The sequence below is a fragment of the Pseudomonas sp. F9001 genome (genome assembly GCF_013385435.1).
In the GTDB taxonomy this organism is placed as follows: Bacteria; Pseudomonadota; Gammaproteobacteria; order Pseudomonadales; family Pseudomonadaceae; genus Aquipseudomonas.
The window spans coordinates 31,344-50,404 of the sequence record NZ_JACAPX010000035.1; the positions used below are offsets into that span (position 1 = coordinate 31,344).

Here is a 19,061-nt window from a genome sequence, read left to right on the forward strand (position 1 = left end):
TGACTGTTCATGCGTAATCTGATTTTTGCCAGTGTGTGCCTGCTCTCCACCGCCCTCGTCGGCTGCCAGCAGCAACCGCCCGCCAACGACCAGCTGGATGCGGTGCTGTGGACCCAGACCTCCATCGAGCACGAGCTGATCTACCGCCAGGTGTTCGCCAACGCCACTCGCCAACTGGACGTGGCCCTCAAGACCCCGGACTGGGACGCCCTGCCCTTGCCACCGCGCAATCTGGCCGGGCTGCCGCCAGCGGTGATCGTCGACATCGACGAGACCGTGCTCGACAACATCCCGCTGAATGCCCGGGACGTCGTCAACAACCAAGTCTACTCCTACGACCGCTGGAACACCTGGGTCGACCAGGCCAAGGCCCAGGCGCTGCCGGGCGCCGTGACGTTCCTGCAGGCCGCCAAACACAAAGGCATCACGGTGTACTACATCACCAACCGCGAGCAAAGCCAGGTCCAGGCCACCGTCAACAACCTGCGCCTGCGGGGCTTTCCGGTGGAAAGCGAGCAGCAGGTACTGGCTGCCGGCACGCCCATTGGCGGCTGCGAACACGCCGGCTACGGCAAGAACTGCCGACGCCAATGGGTCGCCCAACACGCCCGCGTGCTGATCCTGGCGGGTGATTCCCTGGGGGATTTCGTGCAGGCCGAACACAACACCCTGGACGCCCAGCGCAAGGCCGCCGAACCCTACCTGGGCTGGCTCGGCCAGCGCTGGTTCGTGCTGCCCAACCCGACTTACGGCAACTGGTACAGCGCGCCGTATGGCGACCAGGAAAAACTGCCCTTTGAACGCAAGCGCCAGCTCAAGCAACAGGCGCTGCACCTGCAAAACTGACCCTGAGGGGACCGTATGACGCCGCTGGAAATAGTCGCTGTGATCTTCAATATTGCCGGGGTGTGGCTCACCGCCCGACGGGTGCGCTGGTGCTGGCCGGTCAGCGTGGTCGCGGTGTTGCTGTACGGCTGGATCTTCTTCGACGTGAAGCTGTATTCCGACATGCTCCTGCAACTGGTCTTCGCTGTGTTGCAGGGCTACGGCTGGTGGCGCTGGAGCACCGGGCGCATCGACGCGGGCAAGGTGCGGGTGGAACGGCTGCCGGTCCAGGAAGCATGGCGGCACCTGCTCGCCGGGGTGATCGGCGCGCTGCTGCTGGGCGCCGCCATGCACCACTTCACCGATGCCGCACTGCCGTGGCTCGACTCGCTGCTCACCGCTTTCAGCCTGGTGGCCAGCCTGTGGGCGGCGCGCAAGTGTGTGGTGAGCTGGTGGCTGTGGATCGTGCTGGATACGGTCTACGTGGGGCTGTTTGTGTACAAGGACCTGCAACTGACCGCTGCGCTGTATGCCGGGTTTGTGGTGCTGGCGGCGTATGGGCTGGTGTCGTGGCAGCGTGACCTGCGCCAACAGGAACAGCAACTTTCAGTTGCTTGAACACGATGTTTGTTTCCCAACTGTTGCCAGGCCAACAGTTGGGAAAACATATAACTAAAACAACGCATTACAGTACATAAAATCATTAAACATAAAGCCCTTATCGCGTTTAAATATAAAAAATCCCATGGGTATATTTATGAATTTACGTACTGTCGTGACCTTGGGCCTGGCCCTGTTAGTGGCCAGCCCGGCGGTGTTCGCCGGGGCAACGCTGGATCGCATCACGCAATCCAAACAGTTGGTTGGCGTGCTGATGGAGAACTATCCGCCCTTCTCTTTTCTCAATGAACAAAACCAGCTGGATGGCTTCGACGTCGACGTGGCCAAGGCCGTGGCCGACAAACTTGGCGTCACCCTGAAGTTGGAAACACCCTCTTGGGAAGTAATCGCAGCAGGCCGCTGGCAAGGGCGTTATGACGTGTGCATCTGCTCCATGACCCCAAGTGCCGCCCGTGGGCAAGTGTTCAATTTTCCTGTCGAGTATTACGCCTCACCGGCGGTCATCGTGGTCAACGCCGATGAATCTTCCATCCACTCGGCCAGTGACCTTTCCGGGAAAAAAGTCGGCGTGGGCAGCGCCTCGACCTACGAGGCCTACCTGAACAAAGACTTGGTGATCGATGGCGCCAACACGCCAATCGAATACCCGTTCAGCCAGATTCAAGCCGTGCCTTACGACAATGAAATCGTGGCCTTCCAGGACTTGGCGCTCGGCACCGGCAAACGCTTGGACGCAATGCTCACCAACCTGGTGACCGCCAATGAGCGAATCAAGCATGACCCACGCTTCAAGGTCGTCGGCAAACAGCTTTACAGCGAGCCCAACGTGGTCGCCACCGAAAAAGGCGACCCCCAATGGGACGCGAGGCTGACCCAAGTGCTGGCCGACCTTAAAAGCGACGGCACGCTGACGAAGATCTCCCAGAAATGGATTGGCGCAGACATCACCCAATGAGCGTTTTCCCCACCCCGACCTCTGTGGTGAAACCGCCGCCCGTCAAACACCAGTGGTTGCCCTTCCAGGTGCGCCTGTGGCTGACCTGGGGCGTGATGCTGTGCCTGTTCGCCGGGCTGTTCATGAGCTTCGACCTGAAGTTTGCGATCGTCGCGGCCAAGTGGCAAAACCTGGTGGGCCTGCACCTGTCGCCCAACGGCTTTCTGCAGGGTGCGGCGCTGACGCTGTTCCTGTGTTTCTGCTCGATCTGGCTGTCCCTGGCCCTGGGGTTTGCGACGGCCATGGCGCGCTTGTCGAACAGCGCGGTGGCGTTCGGGATTGCCAGTTTTTACGCCTCGTTCTTTCGCGGCACGCCGCTGCTGATCCAGATTTTGCTGATCTACCTCGGCCTGCCCCAGTTGGGCGTAGTGCCGGGCGCCATCAGCGCCGGGATCATTGCACTGTCGTTGAACTACGGGGCATACCTGAGCGAGATCTTTCGCGCCGGCATCATCGGAGTGTCCCAGGGCCAGCGGAATGCAGCGGCGGCGCTGGGTATGGGCCCGGCGGTGACGTTCTGGCAGATCGTGCTGCCCCAGGCGATGCGCACCATCATTCCACCGACCACCAGCCAGTTCATTTCGATGCTCAAGGACTCATCGCTGGTCTCGGTCATGGGCGTCTGGGAAGTGATGTTCCTCGCGCAGTCCTACGGGCGCTCCTCATACCGCTATATCGAAATGCTCACCACCGCTGCCGTCATCTACTGGCTGCTCTCCATTGGCCTGGAACTGATACAGGCACGCCTGGAGCGGCACTACGGCAAGGCCTACCTTCACGGGCGATAACCGCTTTTTACCTGCAGGAAGCACCATGTCTGATCCAACCCCGTTGTTATTCGGCCTGTACGAACAAGCCAGTGTCGGCTGCGGCGGCGCGCCCAGCCTGTGGACCCACCCGGCGGATGAACGCCTGGGCATCAACACCCTCAAGTACTGGTCGAACCTGGCCCGCACGGCAGATGAAGCCAACCTCGACCTGATGTTCTTCGGCGATGTGCTGGGCTTCTACGATGTGTTTGGCGGGTCCGAAGCGGCGGCGTTGAAATGGGCGGTGGAAGCGCCGGCCAACGACCCGCTGACGATCATTCCCGCACTGGTGGCCCTGACCGAAAAGCTCGCCTTTGGCGTCACGGTCAGCACCACCTATGAACACCCATTCACCCACGCCCGGCGCTTCAGCACCCTGGACCACTTGTCCGATGGGCGTATCGGCTGGAACATCGTCACCTCTTACCTGTCCAGCGCCGCACGCAACTTCGGCCTGGAGCAGATGATCAAGCACGACGACCGCTACGAACGCGCCGAAGAGTTTCTCGACGTGGTGTACAAGCTCTGGGAAGGCAGCTGGGCCGATGACGCGGTGCTCGCCGACAAACTCGCACGCACCTATGCCGATGGCACGCGTGTTCGACCGATCCAGCATGCCGGCGACCATTACCGGGTGGCCGGCCCGCACCTCACGTCCCCCTCACCGCAACGCACTCCGCTGCTGATCCAGGCGGGTTGGTCGGGCCGTGGCCGGCAGTTCGCGGCCAAACATGCAGAGCTGGTGTTTATCGCCAAATCCAACCCGCTGGAGATACGCCAGGGGCTGGAAGATATCTGGCGCCAGGCCGAGGCCCGCGGGCGCAGGCAGCAAGACGTCAAATCCCTGACCGTGTTGCGCATCATCACGGCCCCCACCGCCATCGAAGCACAAAAGAAATACGAGACCCTGCAAAGCAACTATCACCTGCAGGCGCAGTTGGTGAGCTACGCGGGCGACACCGGTATCGATATCAGCCGCTACGCAGACAGCGAAGCACTGTCCACTCACACCGAAGGCATGACCTCCTACGTGATGAGACCCGATGGCAGCGGTAAACCGCTGACCGCCGGCGAGGTCAAGCAACGCTTCGCCAACGTGACGCGGGGCAGCGACCTGATCCTGGTGGGCACGCCGGAGCAGGTGGCGGGAAAAATCGAGGAACACGCCAGAATCTCCGGCACCAGCGGCTACATGCTCAACCCGTTGATCAGCCCCGGCTCGCTGAATGACTTTGTCGAACTGGTGATCCCGGCCCTGCAAAAACGTGGGCTGTATCGCACCACGCCGCAGACCGGCACCCTGCGTTCGCGGCTCAGCGCCGACGGCAGTGACCGCTTGCCAACCTCGGCCCATGGGGCTTCGTTCCGCTTTGAGTAAGGTGCTGGTGGGCACTGCGTGACCTGCGCCAACAGGAACGGTAGAGTCACGCCCACGCCAGGCCTGCACACGGAACCCCAGGATGCCTTTCGACCCGATTTCACCGCACTACCAGCGCATTCGCGAACAGATCGCCCACGATATCGCGGCGGGTGTGCCGCAGGCGGATGAGAAATTCCCGTCCGAACGGGAGATGATCGAGCGCTTCGGCTGCACCCGGGTCACCTTGCGCCAGGCCTTGCAGCAACTGGAAGCCGAGGGCCTGGTGTACCGGGAAAACCGTCGCGGCTGGTTTGTCAGCCCCCGGCGCATCCGCTATGACCCAACACGCATCAGCGGCTTCATGGATTACGTAAATGCCCAGGGCCGCACGCCGCGCACCGAATGCCTGCACGCGCAGTTGCGCCCGGCAGGCGATTGGCTGGCCAGGCGGATGGGCCTCGCGTCGGCGGATGAGCCGATGTTTTTCCTGCAACGGCGGCGCTGGATCGACCGGCGGCCGGTGTTGCTGGAGTTCAACGCGCTGCTGGCCAGCTGGTGCCCTGGGCTGCTGGACGCCGACTTGAATACCTCGCTGACCCAACTGCTGCGGGAGCGGTTTTCCCGGGTGCTGTCGCGGTGTGAGCTGGAGATGCACATTGGCACGGTGAATGAAGAACAGGCCGAGTTGCTGCAATTGTCCACCGGTTCCACCAGCGTGTATCTGGAACGCTTGAACTTCGGCGAGGATGACCAGCCGGTGGAGTTCGACCAGGAATTCTGGCGTCCGGATGCATTGTCCGTCGTGATGGAGACGCGCTACCCCGGGACGTGAATTTCACACCTGTGAAAGCTTGTGACTTGTTGCCAACGAACCCGTTTTCACTCGCTTGCAGCCCCTACTATCGAGTCCTCGTGCGCCCCTCACATGGACTGAACCGATGATCACCCGCCCCGAAAAATCCGCGTCGCCCCGCGTCGATCAACCCAACGCTCCCGAGCGGGTTTTCGACGCCGTCCTGAACAAAGCCAAAATCCTTGCCAGCACCGGGCCGGGCGACAAAACCCTCAAGCCCGAGGACTACAAGGAAGTCACCGCCCTCCCGGCCAAACTCGACATCGACAAGCTCAAGGTCATTTCCGAAGACAAGGACGCCGGGGTGACCTACTTCGAACAGGACGGCGCCAAATACAAGATCAGCGCCGAGGGTGCGGCCAACGCCCAGGACGGCTTCGACGTATTGAAGAACCTGCGCTTCGGCCATGCCGTAGCCCCGGTCAACCAGGGCGGGCCCGACGAAGGTACCCCGCTGTACACCTTCCTCCAGACCCTGGCCGAAACCCAGGGCACCCCGGCCGGCAAGGCCATCGTCGAAAGCCTGAAGAACCCCGACCAGCAACTGCTGCGCGAAGACGGCGACGGCGTGCGCCTGGCCAACATCAAATCCGTGGGCAAGGCTGAAGACGGCATCCTCAAGGTCAGCCTTGAAAACGGCAAGACTCTGGTCATTTCCGAATTGCTCACGCCCCAGGCGTTCAGCACCTACACCCAGGCCGGGGTGACCAAGGAAGCCCTCAATGACGGCAAATCCAAAGGTTATGAAGAAGTCACCAGCCTGCCGGGCGACCTCGATTTCAGCCAGTTGAAAGTGGTGTCCGAAGACAGCAACGCAGGGGTGATCCTGTTCGAACACCAGGGCCACAAGTACGCGATCAGCAAGTCCGAAGCCGACCTGCCGCAGCCCGGCGCCGACCTCGGCAACCCCAACCCCAATGCGGGCGGCACCTTCTACAGCTTCCTCCACGCCGTGCACGCCAGCGAAGGCTCGCAGGCCTTCGACTACATCAAGAACGCCCAGTCCCTGCCCGGCCAGGAACTGCTGCGCAAGGACGAGGCCAGCCTGAAGCTGGGCGACATCAGCAAGGTCGACGCGCCCATGGACGGCATCCTGGTGGTCAACCAGGCCGACGGTAAACTGCTGGTGGTGTCCAAGGACATCACCCCCGAAGCCTTCGCCGCCTACACCAGCAAGGGCCAAACCCTGGCCGGCATCGAAAAGGCCAAGGGCGACGGCTACACCCTCGCCGCCCCGGACGCTTACCTGGCCTCCACCGAAGACATCATGAGCGTCGGCGGCGCCGGTGATTATGGCCCGGGCCTGATCGCCTTCACCCAGCACAAGCCGGGGGGCAGCGAAGAGAAAATCGTGGTGTCGGAAGACAGCAATCCACAGATGTTCGAGCAGATTTCCAGCTACCGCAGCGACATCGCCGCGCAAACCACCGACGTCGACAAGCTGCGCACCGACAACGGCCTGCCGCCCCTCAAGGACGTCTCCGTCGACAACCTGACCACCACCGAGAAAGATGACAGCGGCAACCCGCTGTCGGTGCAGGACCTGTCGATGAAAACCCTGGTGGACAGCTACCGCGCCGGGGTCAAAGACGGCAGCATCGGCAAGGACGACCCTCGCGCCAAGTTCCTGCGGGCGGTGGAAGCCAGGAGCATGGCCGACAATGGCATGTCGATCATTCCCGAGCACGGCTTCGGCAACCAGGGCATCGCCACCACGCCCATCGACGTGACCTCGCGGGATGTACGCGACAACATTTTCGACACCAAGGCCATCGACCAGACCATCAACGACCTGCTCGGCGACTCGACCATCCAGCACGACATCAAGGCCAACCACGACGCAGCCCTGAGCAAGGTCGACGGCGGCCAGGCGAAGGTCGATGAGACCAGGCAGCGCCTGATCGACAGCACCTCCTCGGAGAACTTCACCCAGTACATCAAGTCCCTGCAGGACAGCGGCAAGACCGAACTGGCCACCCAGGAAATCCAGACCGCCTACACCGCCCTGGCCGATATCGACCCGGCCAAGGCCGACAACTTCCTGCAAAACCTGCAGATCGACGGCTACACCGATGCCGTTGAAAAGCTGATGGACGATCCCACCAAGATCTCCGACGACAACACCGCCCTGGCCACCACCGACAACACCATGGCAATCCTGTCGATGCTCAAGGGCAGTGCCGACGGCCTGCCGCGCCAGGCGCTGGGTGTGTATTCGAAGTTCGTCGACCAACTGCTCAAGGACAAAAACGCCGCCGCCGATTTCGGCAAGGCGATGATTTCCCTCGGCGACACCTGGCAGAAAAACGGCGTGATCAGCTTCAGCGACATCGACAAGGCCGTGAGCAAGGAGATCATGCCGGGCCTCAGCGAAGAGAACCGCAGTTCGTTCGTGAAGAACCTCAACTTCCTCAAGGACAACGGCGTACTCGGCTCAGTGGGCGGCGCGATCGGCATGGGCCGTATCGTCTACCAACTCGCCGGACAAGGCGGCAAGCTGGCGGATACGCCGATGAAACGCCTGGGCATCGCCAACGACTTCCTCGGCTTCCTCGGCACCGGCTCGCACTTCGCCACGCTGGGCCTGAAGGTCTACGACAAGTTGCGCGGCACCAATGCCTACAAGCTGATGGGCTTCGACCGTTCCCTGCCCGACCTGTGGGCCAAGCCCGGCGAGGGGTACCACGCGCTGCCCAAGGACGCCGAGGCGGTGCAGAAAAAGTACTTCGACATCGTCGACCAGGCCATGGACGACGGCAAGGACGTGGGCAAGGCCCTCAACAGCGGCGGCTGGAGCGACGAAGGTGCGGCGAAGATCCAGGAAGGCATTGAAAAAGGCATTGCCAGCCGCGGCGGCGTGGCCGAGGCCGGTTTTGGCGCGAAGTTCGCCAGCAGCGCGATCAAGGTGATCGGCATGGCCACCGACGTGGCAGGCGGCGTGATCAGTGTGGTGCAGGCGGCGTTTACCTTGCGTGATGGTGTGCGCGAGAAAGACCCGGTGAAAATCGCCTCGGGCTCACTGTCGATGGCCGGTGGAGTCAGCAGCCTGGTGGGCGCGGCCGGCGGCGTGCTGGGCACGCTGGGGGTGACCGGGCGGATCATTCCGTTCCTGGGACCGGTGGGTTTCTTGATCTCCGGCGCGTTGTCGTTTGTCGGGGCGATCTTGAGCACGGTGCAGTCCCACAAGCTGCACAAGATCTCGATGCAGAACTGGGACCAGATCCAGGACTTCAAGCAGGACGGGCTGCTCAAGCCCAACGGGGATGAAGCGTACGTGTGGTTGCAGACCTACCTGTCCGACTGGGGCCAGCGGGATGCGCCGCAGGACCAGAGCATTTTTGATTTCCGCAAGGAAGAGTGGGATGCGCGGTCGAGTATCCGCGGGGGCGACCATCGGCGGGACCACCCGGACTTTATCGGGGACGGGAATAACCGTAACTCAGAGGACTACAAGTACTCGCTGAAACCGTCGGAATGGACCAATGAGAACCACGACATTATCTGGCGGGTGGGGGATGGGTATGGGGGTGAGTACCATGATGTGGACAAGCCATAACTGAACGTACTGACACCCGGCAGAACCCATGTGGGAGCGGGCTTGCTCGCGAAGGCGGTGGGTCAGTCAACATTTTCAGTGACTGAAACACCGCCTTCGCGAGCAAGCCCGCTCCCACATTTTGATCGGTGTTCGGCTCAAGATCGTCAGATCAACCGCGCCGCCACCAACCAGTCCGCCACCGCCTGGAACGAAGCATCCGGCACCGGATCCCCCGGCACCGTCTTGCGCGCAATCGCTTCCGCCAAGCCCTTGTCCGGCGCTTGCGGTATCCCTAAATCAAACGCCTCCTGCAACATCCCCAACGCTTCCTCCGGCGAAGCGCGGCACACCACCACCGGCACCGGCGTTTCACCACGCACATAACGCACGCCTATCACCCAGCCATCGGTGGTGCCGATCATCATCGACGCCCGGCCCAACCCCAGCTTGGTGGCCAGCGCCTGCATCTCCTGGCGCTGGCGCCGCCGTTCGCTCTTGATCAACGGGTCGCCGTCAATGTCCTTGCGCTCGCGCTTGGTCTCGCTGCGGGTCATTTTCATGTCGCGGCCGAACAGCCAGCGTTGCATCAACACATCCACCCCGCCCACCAGGATGAAGGCCGCGAGTACGGTAAACACCAGCGGCTTGAGCACCAGGAAAAACGTCGACTCGATACACCCCGCGCCACACCGCGACGACTCCATCAACGCTTGCAACGCATGCCGCCCCACCACGTAGAACGCCACGGCCAGCACATGCACCTTGATCAGGCCCTTGATGAATTCCACAAAGTTGCGTAGGGCAAACAGCTTCTTGAAGCCTTCCGCCGGGTTGATACGCTTGAACTCCGGCTTGATCGGCTCCACGGAAAACACAAAGCCACGCATGGTAATGATATTGGTCAGGATCACCACCCCGGTGGTCACCGCCATCACCGGCAGGGTAATGCCGATCACCAGTTGCTCGGCATGGTCCAGCACCCGTGGCCAAACCGTGGCGAAGGGTTCGATGTAGATCTGCGCAGTGAGGTCGATCAGCGCCGTGACCTGGGCCTGGGCCCGGGGCGCGAGGATGGAAATGCACAGGGTGCAGAACAGGATGACCATGCCCGAGACCAGGTCCTGGCTCTTGGCGACCTGGCCTTTCTTTCGCGCGTCCTTGAGTTTTTTATCCGTGGCCGGCTGGGACTTCTCTTCGCTGGTATCGCCCATGCGCTACTCCATGCCCGCGAGGGTTTTCAGCAGCTCCACCGTGCCGCGAAATTCCGCCAACTGGTCCAGCATCAACGGAATCAGGAAGCCGATGTAGATCACCATCAGGATCGAGAAAAACAGATTTTTCACCGGCAACGACAGGTCGAAAATATGCAGGTTCGGCGCCATCCGCGACAGGTACGCCAGCATCAAATCAGTGACCAGCAGCGAGATGATCAGCGGCGACACCATCAGCACCCCGACCCGCATGATCTGGTCGAGAATCGACAGCACCGCCAGCAACGCCGAGCTGGCAAACACCGGGGTAAACGCGGTCACCGGCCACAGCTGGTAGCTGTGGTAATAACCGTCGACCATCAGGATAAAACCGCCGGACATGAAGAACAGCGTGATCAACATCACCGTCAGCAAGGTGGACATCACACTCGACTCCCCGGTGGACAACGGGTCCACCAGTTGCGCCATGGTCGAACCGCGCTGCAGGTCGATCAACTCCCCCGCCACTTCCGCCGCCCAGAACGGAATGCCGAACAACAGGCCGATCAGGATACCGATCAGGAATTCCTTGATCAGCAACCCGGCGATAAACAGGCTGCCGTGGTTGGGCATCGAGGTCATGGCGTCGAACACCGGCATGAACATCGGGATCGAAATCGCCACGGCCACGCAGCCGCGAATCATTCCGGTGAGCCCGAGGCGGTTGAACGCCGGGGTGATCACCACCACGCCCATGGCCCGGCAGGCCGCCAGCGAGGCCGAGCTGATCACCGGGTAGGCGACTTCGAGAAACTGTGCGGTAAGGCTGGCATCCATGGGCGGTCAGCGCGTCCACAAGGGAAAATTGTCCAGCACCTGGCTGCCGAGTTCCGCCACTTGCCCGGCCAGCACCGGGCCGAGAAACACGATAGTCAACAATACCGCCACCAGCTTCACCACCTGGGGCAGGGTCTGGTCCTGGATCTGGGTCAGCGCCTGGAACAGGCCCACGCTCAAACCCACGATGATCGCCACCCCCAGCGCAGGCGCGGAGAGCATCAGCACGGTCATCAGTGCCTGTTTCATCAATGACAGGAAAACGTCCTGGCCCATGGGTCGTGCCTCAGCCGTAACTCAGAATCAAACCGTGCATCAGGCGCGACCAGCCGCTCAATGACACGAACAGGAAGATTTTCAGCGGGATCGAAATCAGGTTCGGCGAGACCATCGACATGCCCATCGCCATCAGCACGTTGGACACCAGCAAGTCCACCACCAGGAACGGGATGTACAACAGGAACCCGATCTCGAAGGCCCGGGTCAGCTCCGAACTGACAAACGCCGGGATCAGCACCACGAGGTCGTCATCCCGCAGGTCGGCACGGGCTTCCGGCGACCAGATGGTCTCGGTGGCCTGCACAAAAAAGCCGCGCTCGGACTCGTTGGCAAACCGTGCCAGGTGCGCCTGTAGCGGCGGGCGCAGGGCGTCGCCGAGGTCCTTGAGTTGCTCGACGTGCTCGATATTCAGGTCGCGGCCCTCTACCTGGCGGTACATGTCGCCAATCAACGGCGTGGTGACGTACACCGAGAGAATCAGCGCGATGCCGTACAGCACCAGGTTCGGCGGCGTCTGCTGCACGCCCAGGGCGTTGCGGATCAGGAACAGCACCACCGAGATTTTCATGAAGCCGGTGAGGGTCACCACCGCCAACGGGATCAACCCGATGGTGGCAACCACCAGGATGATCTCGATCAGGTTCGGCTGATAACCGGTCATGGGGTGGCGAAACTCAGCAGGCGCACGCCCAGGCCGTCACCGATTTTCACCAGTTGGCCCTGGCCGACGCGACGGCCGTTGACCATCAGGTCGACGCCATCCACGGTCGGCGTATTCAGTTGCAGCAGGCTGCCCGCCCCCAGTTCCCGCAGTTGCGCCAGGGTCAGTTCCAGGCTGCCGACCTGGCACACCAGCTTGAGGGGCAAATCGTCCAGGGCCGCGGCGGCATCGACGTCAGTCATTGTGTTCTCCATGTCCAAAAGGGGCGTGTTCAGAGGTTCCTGCACCTGCAGCGACGAGCCGTCGCGCTGGCAGCGGGCTTGCAGGCGGCCCTCAAGGTCCAGCAGCCAGCCGCTGCCGGGTTCGAGCATCAGCACATCGCCGGGCTGCAGGCTGCGCAGCTCGCCGAGGCTCAACCATTGCCGCCCGGCCACTACCGACAGCGTGTGGCGCAGCGCCGGCAACGGGTCGGCGTCGATCTGGCCGTGCTGCTCCAGCAACTGGCCCACCAGCACTGCAGCGCTTTCACTCAAGTCCAGTTGGGCGGCCATTGGCGGGTGGTTGCCGAAGGTCAATGTCAGTGCCAGATGCACTGCATAAGGCCGCAGGTCGTCACTGGTTTCGAGCAGTTGCACGGGGTGGCCGAGCAACGGTTCGAGGCGCTCGATCAGGTCCAGCACGGCCAGTTCCAGCAGCAGCGAACGCGGTAATGCCGGCAGCACTTGCGCGTCGAACTGCAACGCCAGCGGCACCAGTACGTGTTCCAGGGCGGCAGCCGAGAGTCGCAAGCGCACCGGTGACTGGCCAAGCAACAGCAACACATCCCGGGGTGTTTTCAGCGGCTGGGGATCGGCGGCCCAGGCGACGCTCAGATCCTGCCCGGCGCAGCGGCCCTGCCACGCATGGCGCCGGCGGTGCAATTGGTTATGCAGCGTGAGCAGCGCCGGGTCGTAGTGCTCAAGCCAGGGCGCCAACGGGTCGGCAAGGGCCACGATCATGTGCCGATTCCTTGTTCTTCACGCAGCTCGCCGGCCACCCGTTCGCTGCTTTCACGCCCGTCCAGCAGGCTTTGCCAGGCATCGGACTGGCGCTGGCGGCTCAGGCGCTCCTGGCGAAACAGCTCACGCTCGCGCTCCTGGGTTTGCAGGGTACTGGACACGTGGCTGACGTCGCCTTCAAGCACCTGCTCATCGTCGGCCAAGCCCCGCAGGCGATCCTGGGCGGCCTGCCAACTGGCCACCGACAGGCCTTCGGTGAGGGAAGCGTAAATCTCGCCGGCTTCATGGGCAACGGCCTCACGGTGCAGGCGCAGTTGTTCCTTGGCGTCGGTCAAGGCGCCGTGGGTTTGCGCGCAGCGTTGCTGTTGCGCCGCCAACTGGCTCGCCGCCCGCTGTTCGCGCAGCACCCGCAGGGTTTGCAGGGTGCGCAGTTGTTCAGTCTTCATCGGTTCTTTTCTCCATCGTCATACCAACAGCGCACTCACTGAGTGCATGAAGATCGAATGTGGGAGCTGTCGAGCCCCGGCGAGGCTGCGATAGCGGTGGGTCAGGCAACATTGATGTTGGCTGTGCTGACGCCATCGCAGCCTCGCTGAAGCTCGACAGCTCCCACACTGGAGCTTGCTGCGCTTTCGGGCTCATGCCAGCACCTGGCGCATGCGGATCAAGGTGTGTTCGGGGCTGCTGGGTTCGTCGGCGTTCTGGCGCAGGAAGGCTTCGATTGCCCCATGGCGGGTGATCGCTTCGTCGGCCAGCGGGTCGCTGCCGGCGGAGTACTCGCCGACGCGGATCAGCATTTCGATCTCGCCGTAGCGCGCCATCAATTCACGGATGCGCATCGCCAGGCGCTTGTGTTCGTCACCGGCGACCTGCTCCATCAAGCGGCTGCGGCTGCGCAGCACGTCCACCGCCGGGAAATAGTTGCGCTGCGCCAGTTCGGCGCTGAGGGCGATATGCCCGTCGAGGATCGAACGCGCTTCCTCCGCCACCGGATCGCTGGCGGCGTCGCCTTCGGTGAGCACGGTGTACAGCGCGGTGATGCTGCCGGCAGGGCCCGGGCCGGCGCGCTCGAGCAACTTGGGCAAGGTGGCAAAAAACGACGGCGGATAACCGCGGCGGGTCGGCGGTTCACCCACGGCCAGGCCGATTTCGCGCTGGGCGCGGGCGAACCGCGTGAGGCTGTCCATCAACAGCAGTACATTGCGGCCCTGGTCGCGGTGGTACTCGGCCAGGGTGGTGGCGACAAATGCCGCGCGCACCCGCTCGGCGGCCGGGCGGTCGGAGGTGGCGACGACAGCAACGGTGCGTGCGCGGGCCGTGGCGTCCAGTTGCACGTCCAGCAGTTCGCGCACTTCCCTGCCCCGCTCGCCGATCAAACCGATGACAATCACATCGGCCTCGCTGTTGCGGATGATGCTCGCCAACAAGGAGGATTTACCCACACCGGGCTCGCCGAAGATGCCCATGCGCTGGCCCTGGGCGAGGGTCAGCAAGCCGTCGATGGAGCGGATGCCCAACGCCATGGAGCGCACGATCAATTGCCGGGAGAACGGGGCCGGTGGCTCGGCATGCAAGGGGTAGGTCTGCAGGTTCAGGGTTGGCGGTACACCGTCTCCGTCGAGAAACTCGCCCATGGGGCTGATCACTCGCCCCAATTGCGCATCGCCCACGGCCACACCCAGGCTTTCGCCGGTGGCAATGATTTGCGTGCGGGTCGACAGGCCTTCCATGGAACCGATGGGCGACAGGATCGCTTCGTCGCCATCAAAACCGATCACTTCGGCGCTGAGGCTGCGACCACTGACCGGGTCGCGCAGGTGGCACAGCTCACCGATGCTCGCGCCCGCCACGCTGGCCCGCAGCAACACCCCGCGAATGCTCAGCACCGTGCCCTGCATCGGACGCAAGCGGGCCTGGGACAGCCGCTCGGTCAGGCGCGGCAGCAGTTGATCGAGGTTCATGCCACGCCCTCTTCGGCAAAGGGCAACAGGCTGCGGCGCAGGCTTTGCAGTTGCGCCTCCAGCCCCAGCTCAACCGAACCCGCCGGGCTGCTCAGGCGGGCCTGGCCGGCGCCCAGTTGCGCATCGGCCTCCACGGCGATGCCGTCCTTGAGTAACTGTGGGCGCAGGGCATTCACGTCGGCGGGCGGCACCCACAACGTCAAGGCCTGGCCCTGGCGAAACGCGCTCAGGGCCTGGCGTGTACAACGCACCACGCGGTCGGTGTCGTCCAGTTCGCCGAGTACTTCACGCACGATGCCCAGGGCCAGGTCCGCCAGCGACGCCTCAAGCCCGGCCAGGTAATGCTGGACCTGGGCCTGGGTTTCCAGCAGCAACTGTGCAACCTGTTCGGCACCTTCGCGGCGCGCACTTTCAAAACCTTCGGCGCGGGCGGTGTGCAGCCATTGGTCGCTGTCGGCCTTGATCTGCTCGGCGTGCGCCCTGGCGGCTTGCACAAAGGCAAAGCCATCGGTCCATAACGCCGCTTCATCGGCGCGCAAAATCCGCGCGGCCGGACGGCTGGGTAATTCACTCATGGGCAAGCTCCTCGGCGAGTAACCGGGCGGCGACGGTCTGGACGATCTCCAGGTCGCGGGGCAAGCGCCCGCTGTAGCCCTTGGGTGCGACAAACCGCAGGGGCAGCCAGCCTTGCAACTCGGCAGGCTGGGCTTGCAGCCAGGCGGCGACACAGGTGAGGCCATCGCGGTCGATGGCGTCGATCAACTCGGCGGGCTCGCGCAGCAGGTCGGCCGCGCCGCCCAACTGCCGGTGCGCGAGGGCCAGGGCAAAGGCTTCCTGGCCAAGGCCCTCGCGCAATTCATTGACCACTTCGCGGCGGATCTCCCGGCTCAGGGTCGAGCCATGCCAGATCGCACCACACAGCCTGGGCAGGCGCGCAAATTGCGCCGGGCTCAGCAGCAGCACCGGCAAATCAGCGGCGGGCGGCGTGACCAGATGCGCCAGCGGCGCCAGCTGATAATGGCTGGCCAGCAGTTGCTCCAGCCGCGAGCGAAAACGCGGCTGCCCATGCAGGGCTTGCAGCACCTCGACCGGCAGGCCTTCGCCAAAACACTCGCCAAGGCTTTGCTCGCGCACAAACTGCAACGGCTGGGCGATCAGCCCCTGCCAACGCTCAACCAGGCTCATTCACCCTCCTTGAGCACATACAACGCCTGGGCCTGGCGCCGCGCCCATTGCTGGCGGGCCAACACACCACCCGCGCCGAGGGCGAGCAACAGCAAGCCACCAAACAGCAACCGCGCCTGGTTGAGGTTGTCTTCCAACAGCCACAGGCCCATGAAACGCGCGAGTCGCGGTTGCGCCGGGTTCTGGCTGATGGACACCGCGGCCTTGATCGCCGTCACCGACACACCGTCATAGCTCAGGCCGGAAATGCCGTTGGCCACCAGGGTCTTGATCTGCGGAATCAGCGTGTTGATGTCGGTGCCCGGGTCGTAGCGCACCAGCACCGAGGCCGACGACGGCGAAATCACCCGCTTGAGCAGGTCATTGTCCGGCAGCACCACGTGCACCCGCGCCGAGACGATGCCGTCGATCTGCGACACCGAGTGGGACAGTTCTTCGCTCAAGGCATAGATCATCTGCGCCCGCTCCTGCACCGGCGACGACACCAGGCCATTGCCCTTGAACACCTCGCCCATGTTGGAAAAGCTCTGCTGCGGCAGGCCGGCGTTGTCCAGCAGGGTCATGGCCTCGGCGAAGCGCTGTTCGTCGACCACCACTTTCAACTGGCCGTTGTCCTGCACCTTGCGCGTCGCCGGGATGCCGTCGCGCAGCAGCACCGCGACCATGGCGTTGGCGTCGCGCTCGCTGAGGTTGGTGTAGAGGTCCATGTCGCAGGCCTGCAAGAGGCTGGCGAGCACGCCGATCAGCAGCAGGCGCAGGGCACGATTCGGGCTTGGCATGGCGTTATTGACCCTTGAGCAGCGTGTTGGCGGAACCGGAAATCTGCGTCGCACCGCGCACCACCATCTGGGTTTCGATGGAGTAGTCGAACATCTTGCCCAGTGAATGGACGATCTGGTCGACCTGCTGCTCGGCGACTTTCTTGCCCGGTTCTGCGGTGGGCGAGGCACCCGAGGTGCGGATATCCGCAGCGGCCACTTGCGGCGGCGCCGAGGGGTTATTGGTGAGCAAATCGGCGCGCTCGGAAAAGGTCCGGGAGCGGTCGATAAAACTGTTCAGGCGCTCCATCAGCCCCGAGCCGATCTGATGGGGGCTGGCGCCCTCGGGCATGCCCTTGGCCGTATTGGCCATGTGCTCGAACAGATTCTGCGAGGCCCCGGCGGGCCCCGCGCCGGCGGACGGCGGCAAGGCCGTGGCGCTGGCAGCGAGACTGATGGTCATGGGTGCGCCCTACTCTTCGTCGTCATCGGACATGGCGTCATTCAGCATTTCCTGGGCCTTGGGCATGATGATGAATTGGCCGCCGATGGTGACCGCCTGGGTGATCAGGGCATCGGTGAATTCGGCGTCGGTCATCTCCGGTTTATCGGCGCTCTTGGCGTTGTCCACCGCGGCGTTGAACTTGGCTTCAGGGCTGGCGCCACCGGGGGCGAGGTTGCTGTCTACGGCGGTTACGGACATGGTCATGCTCCTTTACTGGGGTTGGGGTGAATCAAGGGGTTTCAGTGCTCACCTGGGCGCCGCGAAACACCCGCACGCCGTGCTCGCGCGCCACCACCGGCGCGGCGGCCTTGGGCTGCAGGTGATCCACATGCTGCTGGACCAGCGCCAGGTACGGCGGCGGCCCGGAGACGAAGACTTCATCGCCCTCGGGGCCGTTACGCATCGACAACTGCTGGCCGAACACATCGAGGTTGTTCAGATAGGCCTGCAACTGATCCAGGTTCAGGGCGTTGGCCTTGAACAGCCTGGTGGTGATTTCATCGCTGGCATTGAGGTACAGCAGGTTGCCGTCGAAATACCAGGTCAGGCCATTGGTGCTGCACAGCGTCTGCAAAAACTCCCCGGCGGTGGCTGCACGCACGGTGCTGCGGGCCTTGCCGCGGACCTTGTCGGAGAGCACCAGCGGGATATCGAGGTTGTGGCCGAATTCTTCGAGGGCGGCGCGCACGTCCTGGTCCACCAGCACATAGGCGTAGGGTTTGGCGAACCATTCGGGCTCTTCGTCGGCGTGGGCGATCGAGGCACCCAACAGCACCGACAGACATAGGAGCGCCATGGAAAATATGCTTACATGACGTCCGCCTTCGCCCAACGAGTTGTGACGATGACCAAACACTTTTTGCTTGCCGGCAGCCTGTTGCTGGCTGCCTGTTCCAATACTGCGCCGAGCGATTCCGACCGCTCGCTGAAGCTGGCCGACGACCTGAACAAACGCGGCGACTACGCCAGCGCGGCGGCGCTGTACGAACGTGCGGCCCAGCAACCAGGCGCAAGCATCGACTTGTGGCTCAAACTCGGCCAGGCGCGGCTCGACGGCAACGACGCGGTCGGTGCCGAGCGCGCCTTCCAACAGGCCCTCGGCCTCCAGGCGCACAACGCCGACGCCCTGCTGGGACTGGGCACCGCGCAACTGCGCCTTGGCAAAAGCCAACGCGCCGTGACCGCCCTGGGCCAGGCCGCCGAGGCCAGCCAGTCGCCGGTCGCCTACACCCGACTGGGCATTGCCCAGGTGTTGAACGGCCAGGCCGTCGCGGCACAAACCGCGTTCGCCAAAAGCCTGAGCCTGCAACCCGACGACCTCGACAGCCGCTGCAACCTGGCCCTGGCCTACGCCCTTGGCGGCCAGGCGCAGCAGGCCTTGGACACCATCGCCCCCGTCACCCAATCGCCCCGCGCGTTGCCACGGCATCAGCGTAATGAGTTGTTGGTGCTGGTGTTGGCGGGTTACGAACAACGGGTGGCCAGCTTGCCGCTGGACGATATTCCGGCGGCTGAGCGCGCACGCCTGATTACGGAAGCCAACCGCATCAAAGCCATCAGCGATCCGATTGCGCAAGCGCGGGAATTGGGGCTGGTGGATACGCACTAAATCCAACAGCTTTTGATCTTGCTGTTGCTGTTGCACTGCTTTTGATTTTGATCTATCAGGCCCCGTCAACCACGATGG

Annotated in this window: 21 protein-coding genes; 8 read left to right on the forward strand and 13 right to left on the reverse strand. The window is 63.2% G+C overall.

Annotated elements, in window-relative coordinates:
• Nucleotides 1-9: 9 nt before the first annotated feature.
• From HX818_RS26235 to HX818_RS26265, 7 genes are all read left to right on the forward strand, one after another.
• Complete coding sequence (locus HX818_RS26235) at nucleotides 10-846, forward strand: 5'-nucleotidase, lipoprotein e(P4) family (RefSeq protein WP_177021003.1); 837 nt, start codon at nucleotides 10-12, stop codon at nucleotides 844-846.
• 15 nt (nucleotides 847-861) lie between these two features.
• Entirely contained in the window at nucleotides 862-1,443 is a 582-nt protein-coding gene (pnuC, locus tag HX818_RS26240; RefSeq protein WP_177021004.1) for a nicotinamide riboside transporter PnuC, read from the forward strand.
• 139 nt (nucleotides 1,444-1,582) lie between these two features.
• Nucleotides 1,583-2,401, forward strand: coding sequence for an ABC transporter substrate-binding protein (locus HX818_RS26245; RefSeq protein WP_177021005.1), 819 nt, complete (start codon nucleotides 1,583-1,585; stop codon nucleotides 2,399-2,401).
• Nucleotides 2,398-3,228, forward strand: a complete 831-nt coding sequence (locus tag HX818_RS26250) for an amino acid ABC transporter permease (protein ID WP_008433156.1) — start codon at nucleotides 2,398-2,400, stop codon at nucleotides 3,226-3,228. Before HX818_RS26245 ends, HX818_RS26250 begins: the two co-directional genes overlap by 4 nt.
• A gap of 25 nt (nucleotides 3,229-3,253) precedes the next feature.
• Complete coding sequence (locus tag HX818_RS26255) at nucleotides 3,254-4,627, forward strand: LLM class flavin-dependent oxidoreductase (RefSeq protein ID WP_177021006.1); 1,374 nt, start codon at nucleotides 3,254-3,256, stop codon at nucleotides 4,625-4,627.
• Nucleotides 4,628-4,709: 82 nt separating this feature from the next.
• Nucleotides 4,710-5,441 carry a UTRA domain-containing protein gene (locus HX818_RS26260; RefSeq protein WP_177021007.1) on the forward strand — a complete coding sequence of 244 codons (732 nt, stop codon included), beginning with the start codon at nucleotides 4,710-4,712 and terminating at the stop codon, nucleotides 5,439-5,441.
• 106 nt (nucleotides 5,442-5,547) lie between these two features.
• Nucleotides 5,548-9,018, forward strand: coding sequence for a hypothetical protein (locus tag HX818_RS26265; protein ID WP_177021008.1), 3,471 nt, complete (start codon nucleotides 5,548-5,550; stop codon nucleotides 9,016-9,018).
• 146 nt (nucleotides 9,019-9,164) lie between these two features.
• On the opposite strand, the gene HX818_RS26270 is transcribed toward HX818_RS26265, so the two are convergent.
• The 13 genes from HX818_RS26270 to HX818_RS26330 all read right to left on the reverse strand — a co-directional run bounded on the left by HX818_RS26270 (nucleotide 9,165) and on the right by HX818_RS26330 (nucleotide 18,170).
• On the reverse strand, nucleotides 9,165-10,211 hold the full coding sequence (locus HX818_RS26270; RefSeq protein WP_003208311.1) for an EscU/YscU/HrcU family type III secretion system export apparatus switch protein: 1,047 nt from the start codon (nucleotides 10,209-10,211) through the stop codon (nucleotides 9,165-9,167).
• A gap of 3 nt (nucleotides 10,212-10,214) precedes the next feature.
• Entirely contained in the window at nucleotides 10,215-11,027 is an 813-nt protein-coding gene (sctT, locus tag HX818_RS26275; protein WP_003208312.1) for a type III secretion system export apparatus subunit SctT, read from the reverse strand.
• Nucleotides 11,028-11,033: 6 nt separating this feature from the next.
• Nucleotides 11,034-11,303, reverse strand: coding sequence for a type III secretion system export apparatus subunit SctS (sctS, locus tag HX818_RS26280; protein WP_003208314.1), 270 nt, complete (start codon nucleotides 11,301-11,303; stop codon nucleotides 11,034-11,036).
• Nucleotides 11,304-11,313: 10 nt separating this feature from the next.
• Nucleotides 11,314-11,967, reverse strand: coding sequence for a type III secretion system export apparatus subunit SctR (gene sctR, locus HX818_RS26285; protein ID WP_003208316.1), 654 nt, complete (start codon nucleotides 11,965-11,967; stop codon nucleotides 11,314-11,316).
• Entirely contained in the window at nucleotides 11,964-12,965 is a 1,002-nt protein-coding gene (sctQ, locus tag HX818_RS26290; RefSeq protein ID WP_177021009.1) for a type III secretion system cytoplasmic ring protein SctQ, read from the reverse strand. Before sctQ ends, sctR begins: the two co-directional genes overlap by 4 nt.
• A complete protein-coding gene (locus HX818_RS26295) occupies nucleotides 12,962-13,411 on the reverse strand; it encodes a hypothetical protein (protein WP_177021010.1) in 450 nt (149 codons plus the stop codon). Before HX818_RS26295 ends, sctQ begins: the two co-directional genes overlap by 4 nt.
• Nucleotides 13,412-13,603: 192 nt before the next feature.
• On the reverse strand, nucleotides 13,604-14,926 hold the full coding sequence (locus HX818_RS26300) for a FliI/YscN family ATPase (protein ID WP_177021011.1): 1,323 nt from the start codon (nucleotides 14,924-14,926) through the stop codon (nucleotides 13,604-13,606).
• Nucleotides 14,923-15,501, reverse strand: a complete 579-nt coding sequence (locus HX818_RS26305; RefSeq protein ID WP_177009714.1) for a FliH/SctL family protein — start codon at nucleotides 15,499-15,501, stop codon at nucleotides 14,923-14,925. Before HX818_RS26305 ends, HX818_RS26300 begins: the two co-directional genes overlap by 4 nt.
• Complete coding sequence (locus HX818_RS26310) at nucleotides 15,494-16,111, reverse strand: hypothetical protein (RefSeq protein WP_003208324.1); 618 nt, start codon at nucleotides 16,109-16,111, stop codon at nucleotides 15,494-15,496. The genes HX818_RS26305 and HX818_RS26310 overlap by 8 nt, the downstream gene beginning before the upstream one ends.
• A complete protein-coding gene (sctJ, locus tag HX818_RS26315) occupies nucleotides 16,108-16,890 on the reverse strand; it encodes a type III secretion system inner membrane ring lipoprotein SctJ (RefSeq protein ID WP_003208326.1) in 783 nt (260 codons plus the stop codon). The genes HX818_RS26310 and sctJ overlap by 4 nt, the downstream gene beginning before the upstream one ends.
• Before the next feature lie 4 nt (nucleotides 16,891-16,894).
• Nucleotides 16,895-17,332, reverse strand: coding sequence for a hypothetical protein (locus tag HX818_RS26320; protein WP_003208328.1), 438 nt, complete (start codon nucleotides 17,330-17,332; stop codon nucleotides 16,895-16,897).
• Nucleotides 17,333-17,341: 9 nt separating this feature from the next.
• The gene (locus HX818_RS26325; protein ID WP_003208330.1) at nucleotides 17,342-17,572 is read right to left on the reverse strand and encodes a hypothetical protein; all 231 of its coding nucleotides are present in this window, start codon (nucleotides 17,570-17,572) and stop codon (nucleotides 17,342-17,344) included.
• Nucleotides 17,573-17,603: 31 nt separating this feature from the next.
• Entirely contained in the window at nucleotides 17,604-18,170 is a 567-nt protein-coding gene (locus HX818_RS26330; RefSeq protein WP_102369493.1) for a type III secretion protein, read from the reverse strand.
• Between the two features lie 48 nt (nucleotides 18,171-18,218).
• Between HX818_RS26330 and HX818_RS26335 the strand changes: the two genes are divergently transcribed.
• Nucleotides 18,219-18,983 (forward strand): tetratricopeptide repeat protein, encoded by a 765-nt coding sequence (locus HX818_RS26335; protein WP_134326973.1) that lies wholly within the window; start codon nucleotides 18,219-18,221, stop codon nucleotides 18,981-18,983.
• The last annotated feature ends 78 nt before the right edge of the window (nucleotides 18,984-19,061 follow it).

Excerpts from the sequence above, each read along its gene's own strand:
- HX818_RS26305 (WP_177009714.1), bottom strand. The coding sequence starts at position 15,501 with ATGAGTGAATTACCCAGCCGTCCGGCCGCGCGGATTTTGCGCGCCGAT.
- HX818_RS26245 (WP_177021005.1), top strand. The coding sequence starts at position 1,583 with ATGAATTTACGTACTGTCGTGACCTTGGGCCTGGCCCTGTTAGTGGCC.
- HX818_RS26320 (WP_003208328.1), bottom strand. The coding sequence starts at position 17,332 with ATGACCATCAGTCTCGCTGCCAGCGCCACGGCCTTGCCGCCGTCCGCC.
- HX818_RS26265 (WP_177021008.1), top strand. The coding sequence starts at position 5,548 with ATGATCACCCGCCCCGAAAAATCCGCGTCGCCCCGCGTCGATCAACCC.
- HX818_RS26250 (WP_008433156.1), top strand. The coding sequence starts at position 2,398 with ATGAGCGTTTTCCCCACCCCGACCTCTGTGGTGAAACCGCCGCCCGTC.
- HX818_RS26325 (WP_003208330.1), bottom strand. The coding sequence starts at position 17,572 with ATGTCCGTAACCGCCGTAGACAGCAACCTCGCCCCCGGTGGCGCCAGC.
- HX818_RS26330 (WP_102369493.1), bottom strand. The coding sequence starts at position 18,170 with ATGGCGCTCCTATGTCTGTCGGTGCTGTTGGGTGCCTCGATCGCCCAC.
- HX818_RS26260 (WP_177021007.1), top strand. The coding sequence starts at position 4,710 with ATGCCTTTCGACCCGATTTCACCGCACTACCAGCGCATTCGCGAACAG.
- HX818_RS26235 (WP_177021003.1), top strand. The coding sequence starts at position 10 with ATGCGTAATCTGATTTTTGCCAGTGTGTGCCTGCTCTCCACCGCCCTC.
- pnuC (WP_177021004.1), top strand. The coding sequence starts at position 862 with ATGACGCCGCTGGAAATAGTCGCTGTGATCTTCAATATTGCCGGGGTG.
- sctS (WP_003208314.1), bottom strand. The coding sequence starts at position 11,303 with ATGGGCCAGGACGTTTTCCTGTCATTGATGAAACAGGCACTGATGACC.
- sctT (WP_003208312.1), bottom strand. The coding sequence starts at position 11,027 with ATGGATGCCAGCCTTACCGCACAGTTTCTCGAAGTCGCCTACCCGGTG.
- HX818_RS26295 (WP_177021010.1), bottom strand. The coding sequence starts at position 13,411 with ATGAAGACTGAACAACTGCGCACCCTGCAAACCCTGCGGGTGCTGCGC.
- HX818_RS26335 (WP_134326973.1), top strand. The coding sequence starts at position 18,219 with ATGACCAAACACTTTTTGCTTGCCGGCAGCCTGTTGCTGGCTGCCTGT.
- HX818_RS26255 (WP_177021006.1), top strand. The coding sequence starts at position 3,254 with ATGTCTGATCCAACCCCGTTGTTATTCGGCCTGTACGAACAAGCCAGT.
- sctJ (WP_003208326.1), bottom strand. The coding sequence starts at position 16,890 with ATGCCAAGCCCGAATCGTGCCCTGCGCCTGCTGCTGATCGGCGTGCTC.
- sctR (WP_003208316.1), bottom strand. The coding sequence starts at position 11,967 with ATGACCGGTTATCAGCCGAACCTGATCGAGATCATCCTGGTGGTTGCC.
- HX818_RS26300 (WP_177021011.1), bottom strand. The coding sequence starts at position 14,926 with ATGAACCTCGATCAACTGCTGCCGCGCCTGACCGAGCGGCTGTCCCAG.
- HX818_RS26310 (WP_003208324.1), bottom strand. The coding sequence starts at position 16,111 with ATGAGCCTGGTTGAGCGTTGGCAGGGGCTGATCGCCCAGCCGTTGCAG.
- HX818_RS26270 (WP_003208311.1), bottom strand. The coding sequence starts at position 10,211 with ATGGGCGATACCAGCGAAGAGAAGTCCCAGCCGGCCACGGATAAAAAA.
- sctQ (WP_177021009.1), bottom strand. The coding sequence starts at position 12,965 with ATGATCGTGGCCCTTGCCGACCCGTTGGCGCCCTGGCTTGAGCACTAC.